This window comes from Glutamicibacter sp. JC586 (assembly GCF_009805585.1).
In the GTDB taxonomy this organism is placed as follows: Bacteria; Actinomycetota; Actinomycetes; order Actinomycetales; family Micrococcaceae; genus Glutamicibacter.
Genome location: NZ_VHIN01000010.1, coordinates 733,761 through 753,508, shown reverse-complemented (window position 1 = coordinate 753,508; position 19,748 = coordinate 733,761). Strand labels below are relative to the sequence as shown.

16 protein-coding genes are annotated in these 19,748 nt (G+C 54.6%); 13 read left to right on the top strand and 3 right to left on the bottom strand.

The features are described from left to right. Positions 1-172: 172 nt before the first annotated feature. Positions 173-994: a hypothetical protein gene (locus FJV47_RS11425; RefSeq protein WP_159613020.1), complete on the bottom strand. Its 822-nt coding sequence runs from the start codon at positions 992-994 to the stop codon at positions 173-175. 538 nt (positions 995-1,532) lie between these two features. Between FJV47_RS11425 and FJV47_RS11420 the strand changes: the two genes are divergently transcribed. From FJV47_RS11420 to FJV47_RS11385, 8 genes are all read left to right on the top strand, one after another. After that, positions 1,533-1,982 (top strand): nuclear transport factor 2 family protein, encoded by a 450-nt coding sequence (locus FJV47_RS11420; RefSeq protein ID WP_159613018.1) that lies wholly within the window; start codon positions 1,533-1,535, stop codon positions 1,980-1,982. Further along, a complete protein-coding gene (locus FJV47_RS11415; RefSeq protein ID WP_159613016.1) occupies positions 1,979-3,361 on the top strand; it encodes a cytosine permease in 1,383 nt (460 codons plus the stop codon). Before FJV47_RS11420 ends, FJV47_RS11415 begins: the two co-directional genes overlap by 4 nt. 127 nt (positions 3,362-3,488) lie before the next feature. Then, positions 3,489-4,514, top strand: coding sequence for an Ldh family oxidoreductase (locus FJV47_RS11410; RefSeq protein WP_159613014.1), 1,026 nt, complete (start codon positions 3,489-3,491; stop codon positions 4,512-4,514). Between the two features lie 17 nt (positions 4,515-4,531). Further along, complete coding sequence (locus tag FJV47_RS11405; RefSeq protein WP_159613012.1) at positions 4,532-4,753, top strand: hypothetical protein; 222 nt, start codon at positions 4,532-4,534, stop codon at positions 4,751-4,753. Positions 4,754-4,918: 165 nt separating this feature from the next. Then, entirely contained in the window at positions 4,919-5,887 is a 969-nt protein-coding gene (locus FJV47_RS11400; protein WP_255475067.1) for a pyridoxal-phosphate dependent enzyme, read from the top strand. A gap of 11 nt (positions 5,888-5,898) precedes the next feature. Further along, positions 5,899-7,494 (top strand): FAD/NAD(P)-binding protein, encoded by a 1,596-nt coding sequence (locus FJV47_RS11395; protein WP_235026436.1) that lies wholly within the window; start codon positions 5,899-5,901, stop codon positions 7,492-7,494. After that, positions 7,494-8,906, top strand: a complete 1,413-nt coding sequence (locus FJV47_RS11390; RefSeq protein WP_159613006.1) for an alanine racemase — start codon at positions 7,494-7,496, stop codon at positions 8,904-8,906. The genes FJV47_RS11395 and FJV47_RS11390 overlap by 1 nt, the downstream gene beginning before the upstream one ends. 72 nt (positions 8,907-8,978) lie before the next feature. Beyond that, positions 8,979-10,580 (top strand): diacylglycerol kinase family protein, encoded by a 1,602-nt coding sequence (locus FJV47_RS11385; protein ID WP_159613004.1) that lies wholly within the window; start codon positions 8,979-8,981, stop codon positions 10,578-10,580. 316 nt (positions 10,581-10,896) lie between these two features. Here the strand turns inward: FJV47_RS11385 and FJV47_RS11380 are convergent, their stop codons facing one another. Then, positions 10,897-12,708 (bottom strand): amino acid permease, encoded by a 1,812-nt coding sequence (locus tag FJV47_RS11380; RefSeq protein WP_159613183.1) that lies wholly within the window; start codon positions 12,706-12,708, stop codon positions 10,897-10,899. A 688-nt stretch (positions 12,709-13,396) separates the two neighbouring features. Between FJV47_RS11380 and FJV47_RS11375 the strand changes: the two genes are divergently transcribed. Both FJV47_RS11375 and FJV47_RS11370 read left to right on the top strand, forming a co-directional pair. Next, on the top strand, positions 13,397-15,274 hold the full coding sequence (locus tag FJV47_RS11375) for an ATP-binding protein (protein WP_159613002.1): 1,878 nt from the start codon (positions 13,397-13,399) through the stop codon (positions 15,272-15,274). Continuing rightward, positions 15,271-15,954 carry a response regulator gene (locus FJV47_RS11370; protein ID WP_159613000.1) on the top strand — a complete coding sequence of 228 codons (684 nt, stop codon included), beginning with the start codon at positions 15,271-15,273 and terminating at the stop codon, positions 15,952-15,954. The genes FJV47_RS11375 and FJV47_RS11370 overlap by 4 nt, the downstream gene beginning before the upstream one ends. Positions 15,955-15,969: 15 nt before the next feature. Here FJV47_RS11370 and FJV47_RS11365 read toward each other — a convergent pair whose 3' ends face one another. Continuing rightward, entirely contained in the window at positions 15,970-16,767 is a 798-nt protein-coding gene (locus FJV47_RS11365; RefSeq protein ID WP_159612998.1) for an IclR family transcriptional regulator, read from the bottom strand. Between the two features lie 152 nt (positions 16,768-16,919). Between FJV47_RS11365 and FJV47_RS11360 the strand changes: the two genes are divergently transcribed. The 3 genes from FJV47_RS11360 to dgoD are packed head-to-tail and all read left to right on the top strand — an operon-like array spanning position 16,920 to position 19,744. Beyond that, entirely contained in the window at positions 16,920-17,912 is a 993-nt protein-coding gene (locus tag FJV47_RS11360) for a 2-dehydro-3-deoxygalactonokinase (protein WP_159612996.1), read from the top strand. Between the two features lie 42 nt (positions 17,913-17,954). Then, positions 17,955-18,599 carry a 2-dehydro-3-deoxy-6-phosphogalactonate aldolase gene (locus FJV47_RS11355; RefSeq protein WP_159612994.1) on the top strand — a complete coding sequence of 215 codons (645 nt, stop codon included), beginning with the start codon at positions 17,955-17,957 and terminating at the stop codon, positions 18,597-18,599. Continuing rightward, the gene (dgoD, locus tag FJV47_RS11350) at positions 18,596-19,744 is read left to right on the top strand and encodes a galactonate dehydratase (protein WP_159612992.1); all 1,149 of its coding nucleotides are present in this window, start codon (positions 18,596-18,598) and stop codon (positions 19,742-19,744) included. The genes FJV47_RS11355 and dgoD overlap by 4 nt, the downstream gene beginning before the upstream one ends. Positions 19,745-19,748 lie beyond the last annotated feature (4 nt).

Here is a 19,748-nt window from a genome sequence, read left to right as displayed (position 1 = left end):
CAGGGTGGTTGCTGGCCTTGTGTAAGTTAGCTGAGGAACGCGAAAGCCCGTGTTATCAAACTCGGGCTTCGGAAGTGGAGTATTTGATTGCGTCCTGAGGTTCGGTCTAGAGGGTAGCGCTGCGAGCTGTCGTGTCGACAGTGGCAGGCGGCCACCTGTGGAACCGCTCCATTCAGGGCTTTTGCCGAGGGCGCTTGTTTAAGATCTGTACTACTTGGGCGGTGGATCCGACCCAGCTTCCTACGGCAGGGTTGATTCCGTGAAGCAACCTAGTGGAGGTTCTGAAGTAGGATTTCCTATCGGTGTGCAGCAACGGTTCGTGGTGGGCAATTCGGTTTCTCAGGGCATGCGCACGCTGAACGTAATACTGAACTACGTATGCGTTTGTTTTACCCGGGAATGCCTTGCAAAGAGCTTCGGACCAAAGTCTGCGCGCCGCCAACTCTTTGCTCCGTTCTTGCTGACTTAGACTACTTAGGGGAGCGTGTCGGTGCTTGGGGTTAGGGAGCAAATGTAGCCAAAACCCAAAAGTTGTGTGCGCAATAATGTCATCGTGCGTGACGTAGGTCGCATGTCGAGGATGGGCAGGGTCTCGCTCGTTGCTGCCATCAATTGCTCGGCGTAAAGCTCCATCATAGGTGGAGAGGATTTTTCCGGTGCGCGTCCTTGTATTCACTAGCTTGAACAATAATGGCGCTGGATGCTTCAACCACTCTTCGGAATTGCCTCCGTCACGCTTGCGGGCATCGTTGAGATCGGTTTGCCCGGCAACTCGGGGTTGATCAGCATTCCATGATCTAAGTTGCAGGTCCATTGCATGCCGCAAAACAACTTCAACGTGCCCTAAAATTCTCGCGAGTTCGGCGGCAAGTTTCGAGTTCCAGGTGTAGGTGGTCAAAGCTAACTTACGGTCGTTCTGGCAGTTATCCAAGTACGTTTGGAACCGTGCACCTGCTAGGAAGCTGCCGAAGTCCGCTAGTTGATTCGGTTGCATAACGAAAGTGTCGTATTGGGCAGAAGCTGGACCGCCTAACTTGTAAAAGTTGGGAAGTGATCCGTGCATATATCATTGGGAAGTCCTCGTACCGCCAAGCGGTATGGGGCTTCTTTTTGTCTATGGGTGTGGTCTCAAGCTGGGCCTATAGGCCAGAATTTTCTAGTTTACGGGTTCCGCTCCAATGATGCCTGCATGAGGCATTCCTAGGTCAAAGCTACGTGGCGACAAAGTCTAGACGATGGTCGCTTCGCTATTAACCGGCATTATCCGGCCTCTGAGGTGTTGGTTCGACGATTTCCTTTCCCCTGGGTAGAGCTGGAAAATCGACGCAGCGGAAACTGACTTTTCAGGAAGGCATCCGCTAAGTGAAGCGTCTCGTATCGCAAGCTTCGCGCTGTTGTCAAATTGGCATAAATCATTGACCTCATCTCAGCGGATCACCTAGGGTAAACAAAAAGTGCATATAGGTAATCCACCTCACTTTATGCGCACGCCTCGCAGTGTGTGAATCAAGACCTCAGTCTCGGGAGAAGCGTTGAGCACAGAAACACCGACAGAGCGCGACGTCCTAGACGCAGCGGCACACATCGTAGACGCCTTTGCGGCGACCAACACCAAAGAATACTTCGCGGGCTTCGCGCCAGAAGCTTCCTTCATCTTCCATCCAGAGGCAACCCGTCTCGACGACCGAGCCATTTATGAAAAACTGTGGGATAGCTGGCTGGCCGAAGGGTGGCAGGTTACCGACTGCAAATCCTCGGATCAACTGGTTCAGGTCTTTGCCGGTGGCGCTGTCTTCAGCCACACCGTGGCAACCTCAATCCGCTCGGGACTTGACCCGGAAAACTACAGCACCGACTCCTACGTGGAACGCGAAAGTATCATCTTCCGCCGCGAAGCAGATGGTTCGCTGATTGCTATTCATGAGCACCTCTCCACGATTCCTGAAGACTCCCAGTTGACTGCGAACGGCGAATCAGCATGAACCTCTACCGCAAATTTGAACGCAAGCTTGAAGCAGGCGCCGAAAGCTCCGGACCTGTCAAAGGTCAATTAGGCACAGGGCGCATCGGCATGATCTGGCTGGCTGCCAACCTGGTGGTGACCACCTTGCTGACCGGAACCTTCTTTGTTCCCGGCCTGAACTTCTCGCTGGCCCTGATCCTGATTGTCGTTGGAACCTTGGTCGGTTCGGTCATTCTGGTGTTGGTCGGAAACATTGGAACCCGCACCGGAATGCCTACCATGGCAATCACCCGAGGAGCCTTTGGCACCCGAGGTAGCCTGCTGCCCGTGGCAGCCAACGTCATCGTGTTGATGGGTTGGAGTTGGGTGCAGGCAATGCTCGCCGGGGTTACCGTGAACTACCTGGTCGACTCGCTCACCGGATTCAGTAACCCGGCACTGTTCTCAGCGATCTGCCAAATTTTTGTGGTCACCCTTGCGCTCTTTGGACATGAGGGCATCTCTAAAGCTGAACCGTGGCTGGCCGTGCTCATTTTGGCCATCATGGCTTACGTCTTTGCGATGGCTTTCGGCAAGTTTGAGCCAGCAGAATTTGTTGCGATCCCAGTTGATGAATCGCTGGGCTACACGCCGTTTATCGTCTTGGACATTGTGATTGCTACCGCTATTTCATGGACTGTACTTTCGGCCGATATCAATCGCATGGCTCGTACCACCCGCGCCAGCGTCGTCGGCGCGGGCATCGGTTACACACTCTCCACTGTGCTGGCTATGATCCTCGGTGCCACCGCCATTGGCTACGTCATTCTCTCCGGTGGTGAAGCTACTGCCTTTGACCCAACGATCTTGGTCAAGGCCTTTGGGGCTCCACTAGCCATCGCTATTTTCCTCTCGGTGATGGCAACGAACAGCATGGCGGTCTACGGAATGATCACCTCGGTGGTCAACTCTCGACCTGAACGAAAGTTGCCATTCCTTGCAACTGCACTGATCGTTGGTGGCGTCTCCATTCTCGGAGCAACGTGGTTGTCACTGCTAGATCAATTCACCGACTTCCTAACACTGATCGGGGCGTTCTTTGTTCCGGTCTTCGCGGTCATGATTGTTGATTACTACATCCTCAAGCGCGCAAGATATAGCCGCGATATTCTTCGTCATACCGGCGGCGCCTACTGGTACCGCAACGGGGTGAACCCGATTGCTGTTGGTGTTTGGGTGCTCGGAGCAGTGGCTGCCTATCTGCTGACCTATGTGTTCCCTAGCCCTATCGGTGCGAACATTCCGTGCTTTGTCATCAGCTTCCTGCTCTACCTAGGACTGTCGTGGAACACTCGCGAACGTGGCCAAAAAGTGGCCCACGAGCATTTGGTTCGGAAGGCCGCCGAGTCTGTACGTTAGGGCCGGCGCGACTTCGGAGATCTAAAGAGCCTTGGACTCGGAGCCAGTTCGTGTCACTTAGGTGCAACCGAGACGCCCGCCTCTACGGTGGAAACAACGCGTCAAACACATGACCAAAGGAGTTTCAGTGACCGAGTCTGTAATGCCCCAAAAGGCGAACACTTTTAATTCGTTGGATCTTTCGCAGTTTATTTCGCAGTGCATGCGCGCCGTGGGTGCGAATGAAGCAGACGCCCAATATATGGCGGATCAACTAATTTCCTCGGAGCGCGCAGGGCACCCATCCCACGGACTACGCAGGCTGCCTGAATACGTGCAGCGTGCGCTGGACGGAGTGAGTAACCCCTCGGCGCAGACGAGCATTGAGAAGGATGCCGGCGCGTTAGTGGCGATGGATGCGCACCGAACCTGCGGTCACTTTGCGTTGCGTGATGCGATGACTCTTGCCATTGCGCGCGCAGAAGAGCATGGAATTAGTGCCGTGACCGTACGCGACTCAGATTTTGCAGGACGCTTGGCACCTTTCTGCGAACAAGCTGCGGAAGCTGGCAAGGTCAGTCTTATCTTTGGCAATAACAACGGCTCCTTGCAAACGGTCCTTCCTCCGGGTGGTTTGCAGCCAAGACTATCGACTAACCCCATTGCAGCTGGGGTGCCCCGTGCCCAAGCACCGCATATGGTGATCGATTTTGCGACCAGCGTGGTCGCTTCGGGGCGCCTACAGGAAGAGAAAGATACCGGAATGACAGTCCCTGACGAATGGGTGGGTGCCGGCGGATACCACAAGCCCTTCGGCGGTTTTAAGGGATTTGGCCTATCACTGTTGGTTGAGGCATTCGGTGGAGCGCTCTCTGGATCCGATACGGTCTCTACCCGTCAAAGCCCGGAAGCCCAAGGCACGCTGATCATTGTCATCGACGTTGCTGCCCTCCGTGATCCCAATGATTACACCGCGCAGGTAGAAGAGCTCATCAATTACGTCAAAGACACAGAAGTAGAAGAAGGATCAAAGCCGGTACGGGCTCCAGGTGAAAATGTTCCGACTCCAGGGCAATTGGCCGAAGAAGCCCTCATCACTCTGAATGAGAAGACGTGGGAAAACCTGCAAAGGATCGCTGCGCAAGTAAAGGTTGAGCTACCGCGGAAGCGGTAGGTTGCCATGGCTGGTGCATGACACCCGGAACTAAGAGAACCTATGGTGCTCACGTCGAGACCTTTGGCATTGACTTACCGGCTAATTACCACCGACAGTTCCTTATCGGCGGAGTGGTCAACGTTCTTGGAGGTTGGGTCGCAGGAAAGATTAAAGGGACCCCAGAGTCGCTTACGGATACCGCCCTGAGCTTGATTGAGTCCATTCAGCACAGTGCCGAGCAATCGGGCAAGCGATGAACTGAATCATCGTTTAGCAGTGACGCTTTTGCTGTTTTCCCTAGCCAGAATGCATCTGGAATGCCTAGACTGGCCACAACCAGCAATGTTAAAAACGTTCGTTGTTGGGTTTGGTCATGAAGTGCACAGCGGTAAAAACCAGCGCCTGAATGTGAGTCATCAACTATGGATAGTGTCGGTACCTTAGAACCTTTTGCCACTCCCACGGTAAGACTAGACAAACTGTTTGATGTGCCAGATATCCAAGTTTTCGCCAAACTAGATTCCCTACAACTTTCCGGAAGCACCAAAGAGCGCACCGCAGCTAGTTTGCTTGATGCGTTCATTTCTTCCGGACGCTTGGCACCGGGTGGAACAGTCATTGAATCGACCTCCGGGAACCTCGGCATCTCTCTATCTCGTCAGTGCATCGTGCGCGGCATTAGATTTATTGCGGTTGTAGATGAGAACGCCAATGGTTCGGCGCTACAAATTATGCGCGCGTACGGGGCAGAAGTAGACCTCGTGCTCAACCCGGCGGATGGCAACAAATTGGCAGCCCGCCGCCAGCGGGTACAAGATCTCCTAGCGCAGCACCCAGGAGCGGTCACCACCAATCAATACGGTTCACCGGATAATCCCGCGGCCCATTATTCTTCCACCATGCCTGAAATCATGAAGGCCTTGGACGGGAATCTGGATTTCCTCTTTGTCGCCACCAGCACTACCGGAACACTTCTGGGATGCCAGAACTATGTTCGAGAGCATCGACTCTCCACACAACTGGTGGCAGTAGACGCCTTGGGATCGGTACTTTTTGATGGTGAATCTGCGCTGCGGCGTTTACCGGGACTAGGTGCCGGAGTAGTTCCGGAACTATCCCTGCAAGCAAAACCGGATCACGTCTTGCGCATCAAAGAAATTGATATGGTTCGCGGTTGCCGCCGTCTTGCTTACCGTGAAGGTATTTTGGCTGGGGCATCCACCGGTGCCATCGTTGCCGCCATGGATCAGATGTTGCCCGAAATTCCGGCCGGATCGCGAATTGCTTTCCTCGTTCATGACTCGGGAGTTCCTTACCTACATACCGTCTATGACAATGACTGGGTCAAAGAAAACTTGGGTGAGGTGCCAGAGAATAGTGGGGCGCAGTGATTCGCATTGCCATGATCGGTGGCGGGCCCAAAAGCTTGTTCGCGCTGCTTGAACTTCACGAGAGACTGCAGGGCGTGGCATCGCCAAGCGTGTTGGTAGATGTCTATGATCCCTACCCACCAGGAGCCGGACGGGTCTGGAACACTGCTCAGCCACAAGAGCTGAGGATCAATGTTAATGCCCGAATTATTGACGCTTCCTTCAGCCTTGGTCCCCGTAGCTTTGATCAGTGGCGTCAAGACAAACCTGGAACTGATAGCTCAGATCCATTTCCGCCCCGCGCGCTCGTTGGTAAGTACCTCAGCGAGCAGTTTGAACAACTGGTTCAGCACAGCTGCATAGAAGTTGAGCATCGAGCGTACGTAGTAGATGCGCTCAACAAGGTTGATGGGAAATGGGAGGTAACCACCTGTAAGGTCACGGAAGTTTATGACGAGGTGGTGCTTGCCACCGGTCACGGAGTCACCGGCCAAATAGTTGAACAGTTGGATCCAATGTCGATTCAAGCCACCGCGCTGACAGTTCAGAGCTTGGAGAGTGAAGCACAAAGAATTCCGGCCGGTGGCGAAGTGATTATCAAGGGGTCAGCGCTGACAGCCTATGACGTAGTGCTGAGACTTACAGAGGGGCGCAGCGGAAGCTGGGAAGGCGATTCGGGTGCCGGTGGACTGACATTGATATATGTACCCAGTGGCAACGAACCGAAACTGATCACCATGACCTCACGTCGAGGAATCAGCATGACACCTAAGCCACAGGCGGTTGGGTCACGCGTGCAGGATGCGTTGGTGCCGTACCGCAGTGAATTGCGGACATGGGGTGGAAGCCAAGAACGCAAAACAGATCAGCTGTGGAATATCCTGACGGACGCAGCACTAGCAGTGGCAAAGGCCAGCGCCGTAGAAGCTAGCAAAGAAGCCTTGCAAGACACTGTTCATCAAGGCATTTCTGAACAGTTTGCTGGCCAGAACAACCCCTTTGAGCAGTTGCGATACAGTCTTGAGGTCAATCACGGGGTGAAGCCTAAAACCCACGAATGGGTTTGGGGTGTCGTGTGGTCCGGCCTGTACAGGGAAATGGTTGAAGCGCTGTCCAGATACGAGTGGGATCGGCAAAGCCGACAAGAATTCAACATGATGGCTTCCAACCTTGAGCGAATGGCCTTTGGACCACCTGAGCCAACGGCTCTGAAGCTACTGGCCTTGTCTGAGATAGGGATTCTTCGCCATGAAAATTCCGGGCAGGGAACTATGGGTGACACCCCACGGAGTGAGGTTCTCAGAGTGGATGCTGTGACCGTACCGCCCGGGGTGCTTAGTGCGCCCGCCCCCGAAGGTGTGCCGGCGAGCGCACTGTACAAATCATTGCTTGTTAGTGGCGAAATTTTTATCAGGCAGGGGGAGCGAGGCATACTCACCGATACCGATGGGACATGTCTGGATGCCCAAGGACAGCGCAACGAATCATTGACTGCGTTGGGACGTCCCACAGAAGATCCAACGTTGGGTCATGACACCCTCAACCGAACTTTGCACACCGAATACCAACGCTGGGCCCAAAGAGTGACCACTCGAGTGATTGCCAGTAACCAGAAAGTAGCCCGTTAATGCCAGCACTGATGCACGGAACTATGCCACTTACGGCTCGCTTACAGCCATGGATGAACGAACTTGTTCAGGACCCGCAGCTCTGCCAAAAACTGATCAGTGAGTACGGGTCACCGCTGAACCTGCACAACTTTGATTCCATGGCGGAAAACATTACTGAGTTACGTGATGCTGCAGCGGAGTATGAAATAGACTTCCAGATCTATCTGGCCCGCAAAGCGAACAAGACCCTGGGCGCCATCGACAAAGCACGTGCCGAAGGTTGCGGAGTCGATGTTGCCAGTTTCCACGAATTAGATCAATGTTTGAAACGTGGACTGAGCGCTGAGTCATTGATTGTCACCGCGGCGGTCAAATCTCGGGCGTTGCTTGAACTGGCAGTAGCGAACAATGTGGTTTTGAGCCTGGACAATATCGATGAAGTTGAAGAGCTCTTGGACATCACCGGCGCAGCTGACAAGCCGGTGCAAGTGGCACTGCGACTCGCCTCGGATCAACCAGAAATCCCTGCTACCAGATTCGGGCTTCAGGCAGGAGCGTGGCTTGAATATTTGTCGGGCAGTGAGGCTAAAGAATCTATTGAAGTGGTGGGAGCGCACTTCCACCTCAACGGGTATAGCGGTGAACAGCGTGCACTGGTCATTCAGGAGTCCTTGGAATTTGTAGACAAGTTGAATGAGGCAGGGCATGAAGTGAAATTTGTGGATATGGGCGGAGGAATCCCCATGTCTTATCTTGATGACTCGCAGCAGTGGAACGGATTCTGGGAGGCGCTCGCCGAGCTACCCGAAGGTGATGAATCAATTACCTGGAAGTCTGATCGGTTAGGGGCTAACGGGCCGAATGCCAGCAAGGCAGTGTATCCGTATCATCAGCCACTGATTCGAGGGCAGTGGCTACGCCAGATTCTTTCTACTCAGAGCGCTGACGGAAAACAAACGGTGGCGCAGATGCTCAGGGAGAGAAGAATTCAGCTTCGGTGTGAACCTGGACGGTCGCTACTTGATGGTTGTGGCCTGACCCTTGCAGAAGTTGCTTTCACCAAAACACGTAGCGACTCGGTCGCTTTGGTGGGGCTGCATATGAACAGAACCCAATGCCGTTCAACATCAGCTGATTTTCTTGTTGACCCCATTCTGATCAAGACGGCCCAACAGCCAGTAAGAGATTCAGCTGACTACAGCGGGTTTTTGGTAGGAGCGTACTGCATCGAGGAAGAACTCATCTTGCGTCGTCGTTTTGAGTTCCCCCAAGGAGTCGCCAAGGGAGATCTCGTGGCTTTCCCCAATACCGGGGGATACCTCATGCACATTATCGAAAGTGCCTCACACCAATTGCCGTTGGCAAAAAATCTGCGCTGGGAAAAAGATCAGTGGATTCCAGATGGAATCGATGACATTCACCTGAGCTGACGTGCTGTGAGTAGGTGAAACTGTGACATTAGGTTAATTGACGGATGCTAGCATCGCGACAAGAATCAAGTTATGACGCGAATCTTCAAACCGCATAGTCGCTTCGATTTGGCGTCCTTAGCTCAGGGCCGTTTCTTCGTTGCCTTCGTTCTGGTGTTTGTTGGGTGGACTTTACTATCTACGGTCTGGGGCCTAGATGACCTAGACCGGGTGACACTTGCGCCGTGGATTCATCCGCGTAGCTTTGCTGGGCAAATTGCTGAAGCCTTTGCAATTCTCACGCACCCGGCTCTAGTTTTCGTTGTCATCTTGGTCATGGCGTTCTGGTCGTTGCGCCGCCGCATGCGCAGGCTATCTGGAGCGTTGAGTGCTGTCGCATTTGTTATCCCGGTGTCGGCCGCGATTCAACTGCTTACTAACCAGGCACGGCCTTCTTCACCTTATGAAGATTCGCTGACTTATTGGTTTTCGGGGTACCCGTCCGCGCATATGGTGGCGGTGACGGTATTGGCCTGGGTGTTGGCAACATTGGGTCAAGCCAGGAGGTTGACCACCAGCTCAGCGATCCGGTCGCGGATCGTTGCGGCGCTCTTGGTCATCATGGTGTTGGCGGACCAGTGGTTTATGCGTACTCAAACCACCAGCCAGCTTATTGGCGGGATACTTCTCGGGCTGACCTGGGCCAGTGGCGTCTTAGTGGTCACAGGGGTGGGGCCCATTCTGCAAGGTTGGGCCGGACTCGGGCTACCCGCAGAACAGAATGATAAGCGTGCCGCAGTCATCTACAACCCCACCAAGGTATTGGACTTCGGGCTATTTAGGCGCCGTGTGGAGTATGAGTTACAGGCCGCCGGCTGGAAGCCGCCGCTGTGGTTAGAAACCGAGCGTGAGGATCCAGGAGTGAAGATGGCCCATCAAGCCATCGATGCCAAAGTAGACGTGGTGATCGTGGCCGGTGGCGACGGCACCGTGCGTGTGGTGTGCCAGGAATTGGCAAACCAAGGAATACCGGTGGCGCTGATCCCAGCGGGCACCGGAAACTTGCTGGCAAGAAACCTCGGGGCTTCACTGGATGAAAGTGAAGCGATTCGTACCGCACTGGCCGGTGAGGAAGTCCCGGTTGATCTGATTCGTTGCACCACGGACGCCGGCAGCTCTGTTTGTGCTGTGATGGGTGGGCTAGGTTTTGATGCCAAGATCATGGGCAACACGAATCCAGAGTTGAAAAAGACCATCAAGGCCGGAGCCTATGTGGTGGCTGCCGCGCAGCAGTTTAGCCTCACTCCTTTCGAATGCACGATGAGCATTGATGGTCAGCCGGTCCAACAGCATTCTTCGATCATGACATTGGTGGGCAATGTGGGGCGGCTGATGGGTGGAATCAATCTGATCCCTTCTGCGGTTCCCACCGATGGAAAAATTGATGCGATGATCGCTTCTCCTGCCGGTGCACGAGAATTAGCATCCCTGGCTAGAGGAATTGTTTTAGGTACTGAGGCGAAGTCGCTGAACTATCAGCAAGGTCAGGTCATTGAAATTCGTGCCGATCAACCGGTGGCTTGCCAACTAGATGGTGACTATGCCGGAGAATCAACCTTCTTCCGTGCCGAGGTCATGCCAGCGGCACTGTCCATCATGCTTAATCGAGATGCGCCACGACCTTGGCAAAAGTAGTTCAGCGCATGTACTGCCAGAGCAGTAGTCAAAGTGGTCCGAATAGACGACGCTGCGAACTTAGAACACCGAGAGACTAGATATACATCGGGAACGACCTGGTTCTAAGGAAGGAAAGTTATGAGCATTCGTAAGGCAGTCGTCGCCGTAGCCCTAGTGGGAATCGCAGCTTTCACCTACCGGTTGGTTCGCCGCAGCGCGTACAAGAAAGCACTTAGCACGCAGTGTAAAGCGCAATAGGCAGAGCTGGAACAGTATGGAGACATACGGTTCCAGCTCTGTGTCATTAGTGCTGTTGCTACGGGGAAGACCGTGGCTAACCCACGTGCACCCAAGGGCGACGCTGTAGATTCGGCTCAGCTTCGCGCAGTACCTCGCGGGTCAGCGGAGCAATCTCACCTTGTCCAAGGAAAATGAACTTGGCAACGTTCAGCAGCGGATTGCCTTCGGTCCAGCGGAAGTAGATGTGGGGCATCACTTCATACTGGTCACGTATGGCCAGACAAATCGCTGCGATGGATGTTGAGACGGACGGTGCTGTGGCTTCAAGAATCCATTGACCGTGACGGGTGATACCGCGTACCTCGATGTCTTGAGCGAAGTCCGAGTAATCACTGACCTTGATTTCCAAGAACACTACCGGGGCTCGTTGGGGAATGTGGCTGGCGAGAATGGCATGTTGATGCTTGTGAAGGTAGCGACGCTTAGAAATCTTGACTGGTTCGTGGGCAATGAGCCGAAGCAATCCTGCGCTACTGGCGCGCTGGATAATTTCCACGGCTTGGGTATCAAACATGACCGAGGTGGCGCGAAGCTCGGTAGAGCGACGGAACCTTGAGAGCAGTGAGACGACAAGTACTGCACCAATGAAGAAGGCGGCAATCTTTAGACCGTCGGGCCGTTCAACGCAGTTGGCAATGGTGGTGTAAACGAAGACCACGCTGGCGGCGCCGAAAAGAATTGTTTTACGCTTTTCACCTTTTCGTTTTGCCGAGATTGTTACTGCTATGGCTGCAGAACTCATCAGCACCAACACACCTGTCGCGTAGGCGGCACCCTGTGCATCTACGCTTGCCTTGAAGTGAAGGGTGATCCCCAGGGCAACGAGGATGACCACCAAAACTAGTGGGCGCACTGCACTGGCCCAGGCCGGGGCCATACCAAAGCGTGGCAGGTAGCGGGGGATCAGGTTGAGCATGCCGGCCAGTGCCGAAGCTCCGGCAAACCAGAGAATCAGAATGGTTGAGATGTCATAGACAGTGCCAAAACCATCGCCCATGAGGTGGTGAGCCAACCACGAGAGCGCACGGCCATTAGCCGCACCACCAGGCTCGAACTGCTCGGCAGGAATCAGAATGGTGGTCACGATGGAGGAGAGGACCAAGAAACCACTCATGATCAGAGCCGCGGTGGTCAACAACTTCTTGGCACCCTTGATGCGTCCCGCAGGGTTGGCCTCGGTATCGCCGGGAGCCTTGGAGATCTGCGGCATCACAGCAACGCCGGTTTCAAAACCTGACAGGCCCAATGCCAGCTTGGGGAACACAATCAGGCAGACCAGCAGCATCATGATCGGGTCCCCATGAGCGGTGAACAATGAATCCAACCAGTTAGAGACCGACACTGGGTGACCGACGATATTGACCGCCGCAACAATGATGATCACGAGGTTTAGCGCCAAGAAGGAGAACACCAGAGTCACTGCAATCCAGATGACTTCAGAGAAGCCGCGCAGGAACAAGGCGCCGAGCAACAATAGCAAGACGATGGTGATCGGTACTTCTTTACCGGTGAACCAGCTCGGGGTGAACGGGTTCTCAATCAAGTGAGCCGAGGCATCCGCAGCAGAGAGGGTTGCGGTGATCATGAAGTCTGTCGCGGCGAAGCCCAACAGGACTAGGACAAAGACCTTGCCCTTCCAGTGCGGCATGAGCCGTTCGAGCATGGCGATGGAACCCTGACCGTGAGGAGATTCCTGGGCCACCCGACGGTAGACCGGCAGTGCAGCAAAGAGGGTGACGGCAACAAGGATCAGGGTGGCAAAGGGTGCCAGTGCACCGGCGGCCAGTGCGGCAATAGCCGGCTGGTAGCCGAGGGTGGAGAAGTAGTCCAAGCCGGAGAGGCACATGACCTGCCACCATTTGGCGCCATGCGTTCCGCTGCTGTTCGGATCTTCCTGACCGACAGAACTGTCTGTCAGCCAGCGACGTAGGCGTGATGGCACCGTGGATTGTGGTGCCTGTTCCGACCCTTGGATCGGCGCAGATGTTCTATTCACGAAGATGAACAGTACGCCTGAAATCGAGGTAAAGCACCGTCTCAGAGCAATTATTTTTTACGCGCCAACAAACCGGCAAAATCTTGGGTCTGTTGATAGGGCTTGACGAAGAAACGGATAGCCGAGGGAACGGTTTGAAAAACGCTCTCGTCATCAATATTAGTCATTTGATCAGTCATTTTAAACAACACTGGATGGAGTGAATCGTTTATCAGTCTTCGTGAAAATCGAAGGTTCACAGCGTCGGTGGTCGAGAAAATTTACGCAAAAAATACTGTGTCCTCAGACACATTAAAATTAGGGCGTAAAGGACTTATCAAGATTTTTAGCCATCGCATTAAGGGGGCGTTAAAAGCAGGTCAGTGGTGGAGTCGTGAGAGGTGCAATGGAAACGTACTCGTGCCACAAAGTGGTGTCGCTCAAGTTGCCAAACGAGTAGAAGATCATTGAATAAGTACAGCAGTGCCCACCCAGCCTCATTCCGGTACGATCGCTTCGTACCGGCTAAGGATCCCGAACGCCAAGGAGCACTATGGACGTGTCGAATACCCCGCCGCTAGTCCACCCCTTGGTGATTGTGGCGCTCTCAGGCCATGCCGGGTCTGAAGACTTGTTGCGTCACGGGTTGGTGCAGGCCTCCCAGATGCCCGGTGCCGAAGTGATGGCAGTTCATGTTCCCGAGCGGGGGATGGGCACCAGTAGTAGCGAAAGAGACAGCGAACTGACTCGGTTGCGTGAACTAGCGGAGAGCTCTGGTGCCACCTGGCATATGGTGTTGGGCCAAGACGTCAGTGAAGCTCTACTCGGCTTTGCTCGTAGCGCACAAGCCACCCACCTGGTGGTGGCAGGAACGCTAGCTGGCAAGAGCAATCGCCAATTAGCGCGGCAGATATCTATCCAGCTCTTGCAACAAGCCACTGCTCCTGCCGACCCGCAGATTCTGGTCGTTCCTGAGTCAACTCAGAGTGAAAGGGAAACTCGCGCTCCGTCGCAGGCGGTTGCCAAACGCCACAGGCCGCGTGGCCCGCGTTGGATCCTTAGTTGGTTATTGGCCATCAGTGGACCACCTTTATTAGCTGTCGGCTTCCTACTAGGCGGCAGCGAAAGTGAACTGTTGACCTTGAACTTCTTAGGCCAGCTCTCCTTGGTGGTCTTTGTAGCTCTTTTGGGAGGCTGGTGGCCAGCGGTTACTGCAGCCTTGCTGGGCACTGGAATCTTGAACTGGTTTTTCACCCCGCCTACCGGACAATTACATATTTATGAGCCCTTCAACGTTGCGGCCCTGGTGATCTTCCTATTGGTGGCCGCTGGGGTGGCAAGAGTTGTTGACGTGGAGGTCAGACGTACTGCAGAGGCTGGTCAAGCCCGACATCAGGCAGACACGCTCTTTGAATTATCTGGCTCAGTGATCCGTGAGGGGCTGAGCGTACAGGCTCTGTTGGAATGGCTCTGCCGTTCTTATGCATTGCGTGGGGTGGCGCTGGTCAGACGGGACTCAGAGTCTACGGCGCAGAGCGCAACTGTGGCATCAGCCGGTGATCCGCCACAGGGTGAGGAAGCCAGTGATTATGCGGTAACCGTGGATACCGAGCACTTGTTAGTAATTGATGGGATCCCACGTGAGGCCTCGGATCAGGGAATCTTTGAAGCGTTCGCCGGACGCATTGCGGCGGTATTGCAACAGCGAGCCCTTTCCGAAGCGAGGCTCCAGGCTCAAGAATTAGCGGCCGGTAATGCGATGCGCACCGCCTTACTTGCTGCCGTATCCCATGACCTGCGCACACCCCTGTCAGGCATCAAGGCTTCGGCATCGAGCCTGCGCATGCAGGATGTGGTGCTCAGCGAAGAGGACACTGCCGACTTGTTGGCCACCATCGAAGAGTCTGCCGACCAACTCAGCGAAAGGATCGAGGACCTGCTGAATATGAGCCGCATCCAAGCCGGTGAGCTAGTGGTACACCGCAGCCCTATCCAGGTTGAAGATCTTGTGGCCTCCGCGGTACGTGATGTGTCAGGGCAAATCAGCCCGGCCCAGGTTCAGATCCAGCTTCCCGAAAACTGCCCAAGGGTTCGCGCAGACTACGGGCTCGCCGTGCGTGTGCTGGCCAACCTGCTAGAGAATGCGGTTCGCCACGGTGGGGGACCGTCAGTGCAGCTACGTGCCGTTCCCACCAAAGACGAGGTGAAAATTCTCGTCATTGACCACGGTGCAGGAGTACCGAAATCAGAGAAGGACCGTATTTTCCGTCCCTTCCAACGGCACGGTGACCGGGATAATTCCAGTGGCCTGGGACTGGGACTGGCTGTAGCCCGTGGTCTAGCCCAAGGTATGGAGGGGCATGTGAAAGCAGAAGACAGCCCGGGAGGTGGGGCCACAATGGTCTTCAGCCTGCCGGTAGTCGAGGAAGAACTATGAGCACCACCGTACTGATTGTTGAGGATGACGCGCAGATTGCTCGCGCCTTGCTGGTGAATCTCAGGGCACGAGGCTACCGCACACTTCATGCCGCCACCGGGGTTCAATGCCTACAGTTGGCTGCCGATGCGCACCCAGATGTGGTCCTACTGGACCTGGGCTTACCTGATCTGGAAGGTGGGGATGTGATTGACGGGATCCGTGGATGGTCAACGGTGCCGATCATTGTTGTTTCTGCCCGCCATGATTCGCACAGCAAGGTGGACGCCTTAGATCGGGGCGCCGATGATTTTGTCACCAAGCCTTTTGCCATGGATGAACTCCTAGCCAGGCTGCGGGCTGCATTGCGCCGTGCGTTACCGGATCCTGGACACGCGGTGGTGGAAACCTCTGATGGGCGTGTGCGCATCGATTTATCCGGCCACTCGGTGAGCGTCAACGGGCAAGCGGTGAGGTTGACCCGCCTGGAATGGCGCGTGCTGGAAGTATTAGCTAACAACCCGCATCGGCTCATTGGCCGGAGCGAATTGCTGACCACCGTGTGGGGTCCGGAGTATGGGGAAGAAGCCAACTACCTGCGGGTGTACATGTCGCAGCTTCGCACCAAATTAGAACCCGAACCTTCTAATCCCCGTTACTTCCTCACCGAGTTGGGAATGGGGTATCGCTTTACTCCTTGAGCAGGCAATAAATCCCTAGTACGTCTTGCCCGAGTAACCTAGCTTGCGGGAAATCTGTGCGGCGGTGGAACCCATCACGGATTTGAGTGCCTTCATCCGTTCATCGGGCATATATGGGTTGGTGGCTGACATGCTGATAGCGGCAATGATTTGTCCGCTTCCGTCGCGGATCGGTGCCGCTACACAGCGGATCCCCGGTTCGTTATCTTCTAGGTCCAGCGCAATGCCTTCATTGGCGTAGTTCTTCATTCGTGCCAAGAAAGCGTCTTTGGTTTGGTGTGGTGCCTGTTCCACCGGAGACTCTGAATCGAAGGTTGATTCCCAACGCTCTGGTGTGTCCAGTAGTAACGCTTTGCCGATACCGGTGCGGCTCAGCGGCATGCGCTGACCGACGCGTGAGCGCATCTGTGCCCCACGGGTGCCGGGAACTTTGTCGACGTAAAGTACCTGCGCTTCATCCTCTACTGCCAGGTGCACGGTGTCCTGATACTTGCGGGCGAGCTCTTCAAGGATGGGCTTAGCAATGACCGGAACTGGGCTCTGATATAGGGCGTGGAATCCGAGCTCAATGAGCGCCGGGCCCAGGCTGAAGTCAGTGCCATGGGTGCTTCGTAGAAATCCACGTTGCACCAAAAGCTTCACCATGCGTTGCGCAGCACTCTTTCCGATGTCCGCCGCTGTGGCGACCTCATTGAGGTTTGTCGCTCCACGCCCCACGGCACGCAGAATGTCTAGGCCTCGGGCCAAGGTGAGTGTTCCGGGCGGTGGTGTCTCGGCCGAATCATCCGTAGTTGGATCAGATTCTTTGACCATGTGGTCGTCCCCTTTGAAGAAACCTATGAAATCACTTCATCCCACTATATACAACGCCTTTTGAACTATTGGGATAGCTCAGCCACTATTCACATGTGAAGGGGAGCACATCTGAAAGATGATGAGCGGTCCACAAAATGAAAACAGGAGTTATGACAAACATCGCCGAAGCCCAGTTGATTGCCTTGGACTGGGGAACCACATCCGCCCGTGCTTATCTCATAGGCAATGGCGGAAGCATTGTGGCGGAACGCAGTTCAGCCCTCGGAATCATGCAAGTGGCGGCGAAAGCTCAATCAGAATCTCTGACATTGTCACGGGCATTCAATAACACCCTGACCGAATTATGCGGTGACTGGTTGGCGAGCTTTGAGAGTATCCCTGTCATTGCCTGCGGCATGGTGGGCAGTCAACAAGGCTGGGCAGAAGCTGCCTACCGGCAAGTTCCGGCAAATCTGGCAGACCCAGAATTTGAACTAGAAACTGTCGAGATTGCACCGGGCCGGGTCATGCACATCATCCCCGGGGTTTTGGACCTCAAGGAACTTCCCGATGTGATGCGTGGGGAAGAAACCCAAATCCTGGGTGCAATCGAACTCAGCGATCTTGCGCCTAATAGCCACGATGAACAGTGGTTCTTACTTCCAGGGACACACTCGAAATGGGTGAAAGTTTCCGGACGCACCATCACTGAGTTCTCCACATCGATGACCGGCGAAACCTATGCACTTCTGAGTTCACAGTCCATCCTGTCCAAACTCATTGAGCCTTCGGACAGTGTCGATTGGAATGCTTTTGAACGTGGAGTTCGGGTGTCCCAGTCACCGGAGGGCGGAGCCGACCTGATGCTGACGGCCTTTTCCGCTAGGACTCTGGTACTGACTGGACGCCTGGGGAAGGCCGAGGTCGCAGATTACCTGTCCGGTCTCATGATTGCTGCTGAGATCCGTTCTGTCATTGGTACCTCGATGACCGTTTCTGTACCGCCACTGACAATCTGTGGAAATAAAGAACTCAGCGCGAGATACACCAAGGCGCTCAATGTTTTTGGAATTGATCAGGTGCGAGAGCTTCAAGGTACAGCGCCCCGAGGCATCTGGGCGATTGCCTGTACCCAGGGCTTACTGCAGAGCGCATCGGTCTGAACCTCGAACATGATTAACGATTTTTTAGAGAAAGGGTTTGCTATGAATGAACCAAAGACTGCTTTGAAGACCGCTGGACTGGTGGCCATCTTGCGAGGGCTACATCCATCAGAAGCGCAAGCCGTGGGCGAAGTACTTTACAACAGCGGTTTCCGCTCACTGGAAGTGCCACTAAATTCCCCTGAACCGCTAAAGAGCATCGAGATTCTTCGCCGGGTACTTCCCAAGGACGCAGTAGTTGGCGCGGGAACTGTGCTCACGGTGGAGCAGGTCCGAGACTGCCAAGCAGCCGGTGCACAGATCATCGTTTCACCAAATACCAACGTGAAAGTCATTGAAGAAACCGTTGCCTTGGGAATGGATTCGTTCCCGGGAGCCGCGACTCCAAGTAATGCCTTTGACGCGATTCAGGCCGGTGCAAAGAACGTCAAGATCTTCCCTGCCGAACAAGTGGGCCTTGCCGGTTTCAAAGCATGGACCGCAGTCATCCCGAATGAGATTGGCTTGATTCCTGTCGGAGGGATCAACGAGGAAAACATGACGCAGTGGGTAGAAGCCGGAGCGACAGGATTTGGCATCGGCTCATCTCTCTACAAATCCGGCCGAAGCCTAGAAGATCTAAAAACGCGGGCGGACAACTTAGTCGCCGCCTACAAAACGACCCATGAGATGAGGAAGTCTGCATGAAAATTACAAAACTGACCACGTACATGGTGCCTCCACGTTGGCTATTTTTGAAGATCGAAACTGACGAGGGAATTGTCGGCTGGGGTGAGCCAGTACTTGAAGGCCGCGCATCCACCGTCGCTGCAGCTGTCGAAGAACTTTCCGACTACCTCATCGGTCAGGATCCAAGGAATATCGAGGACCTTTGGACCGTCATGTACCGTGGCGGCTTCTACCGTGGTGGCGGAATCGTGATGAGTGCGCTCGCCGGCATCGACCAGGCACTGTGGGATATCAAAGGTAAAGCCCTCGGGGTTCCAGCCTATGAACTACTTGGTGGCAAAGTCCGTGACAAGATCCGTGTGTATTCGTGGATTGGCGGAGACCGTCCTTCGGATACCGCAGCAGCGGCCAAGGCGGCCGTTGACCGCGGCTTCACCGCAGTGAAGATGAATGGCACCGAAGAACTGCAGTACATCGACACCTGGGACAAGGTCCAGGGGTGTTTGGAGAACGTTCAGGCTGTTAGAGATGCCGTGGGCGACAACGTAGGCATTGGTGTGGACTTCCACGGCCGTGTACACAAGCCAATGGCCAAGGTACTGCTCAAAGAACTTGAACCGTACAAACTGATGTTCATTGAAGAACCAGTGCTCAGCGAAAACGTGAACTCGATGCTGGAACCACTACGTAACTCAAGTACTCCCATTGCCTTGGGAGAGCGTCTGTTCTCCCGTTGGGATTTCAAGGATGTCTTGGCCAGTGGAGCGGTAGACATTATCCAGCCAGATCCATCGCACTGTGGCGGCATCACCGAAGCACGCAAGATCGCTTCAATGGCTGAAGCCTATGACGTGGCCGTGGCATTGCATTGCCCGCTAGGTCCAATCGCGTTGGCCGCCAACCTGCAGATTGATGCAGGTGCCTACAACGCATTCATCCAGGAACAGTCCCTGGGTATTCACTACAACAAATCCAACGATCTCCTTGATTACGTCAATGATCCGTCGGTCTTCGCCTATGAAGATGGCATGGTTGCCATTCCTGATGGCCCAGGCCTGGGCATTGATGTCAATGAAGAGTACGTCATTGAACGCGCAGCTGAAGGTCACCGCTGGCGCAACCCAATTTGGCGTCACAAGGATGGATCCTTCGCAGAATGGTAAACCG

Bases quoted from the DNA above. Each gene is read 5' to 3' on its own strand.
- FJV47_RS11425 (WP_159613020.1), bottom strand. From the start codon at position 994: ATGCAACCGAATCAACTAGCGGACTTCGGCAGCTTCCTAGCAGGTGCA.
- FJV47_RS11415 (WP_159613016.1), top strand. From the start codon at position 1,979: ATGAACCTCTACCGCAAATTTGAACGCAAGCTTGAAGCAGGCGCCGAA.
- FJV47_RS11405 (WP_159613012.1), top strand. From the start codon at position 4,532: ATGACACCCGGAACTAAGAGAACCTATGGTGCTCACGTCGAGACCTTT.
- FJV47_RS11400 (WP_255475067.1), top strand. From the start codon at position 4,919: ATGGATAGTGTCGGTACCTTAGAACCTTTTGCCACTCCCACGGTAAGA.
- FJV47_RS11395 (WP_235026436.1), top strand. From the start codon at position 5,899: ATGATCGGTGGCGGGCCCAAAAGCTTGTTCGCGCTGCTTGAACTTCAC.
- FJV47_RS11390 (WP_159613006.1), top strand. From the start codon at position 7,494: ATGCCAGCACTGATGCACGGAACTATGCCACTTACGGCTCGCTTACAG.
- FJV47_RS11385 (WP_159613004.1), top strand. From the start codon at position 8,979: ATGACGCGAATCTTCAAACCGCATAGTCGCTTCGATTTGGCGTCCTTA.
- FJV47_RS11380 (WP_159613183.1), bottom strand. From the start codon at position 12,708: ATGTGCCTCTCCGGCTTGGACTACTTCTCCACCCTCGGCTACCAGCCG.
- FJV47_RS11370 (WP_159613000.1), top strand. From the start codon at position 15,271: ATGAGCACCACCGTACTGATTGTTGAGGATGACGCGCAGATTGCTCGC.
- FJV47_RS11365 (WP_159612998.1), bottom strand. From the start codon at position 16,767: ATGGTCAAAGAATCTGATCCAACTACGGATGATTCGGCCGAGACACCA.
- FJV47_RS11360 (WP_159612996.1), top strand. From the start codon at position 16,920: ATGACAAACATCGCCGAAGCCCAGTTGATTGCCTTGGACTGGGGAACC.
- FJV47_RS11355 (WP_159612994.1), top strand. From the start codon at position 17,955: ATGAATGAACCAAAGACTGCTTTGAAGACCGCTGGACTGGTGGCCATC.
- dgoD (WP_159612992.1), top strand. From the start codon at position 18,596: ATGAAAATTACAAAACTGACCACGTACATGGTGCCTCCACGTTGGCTA.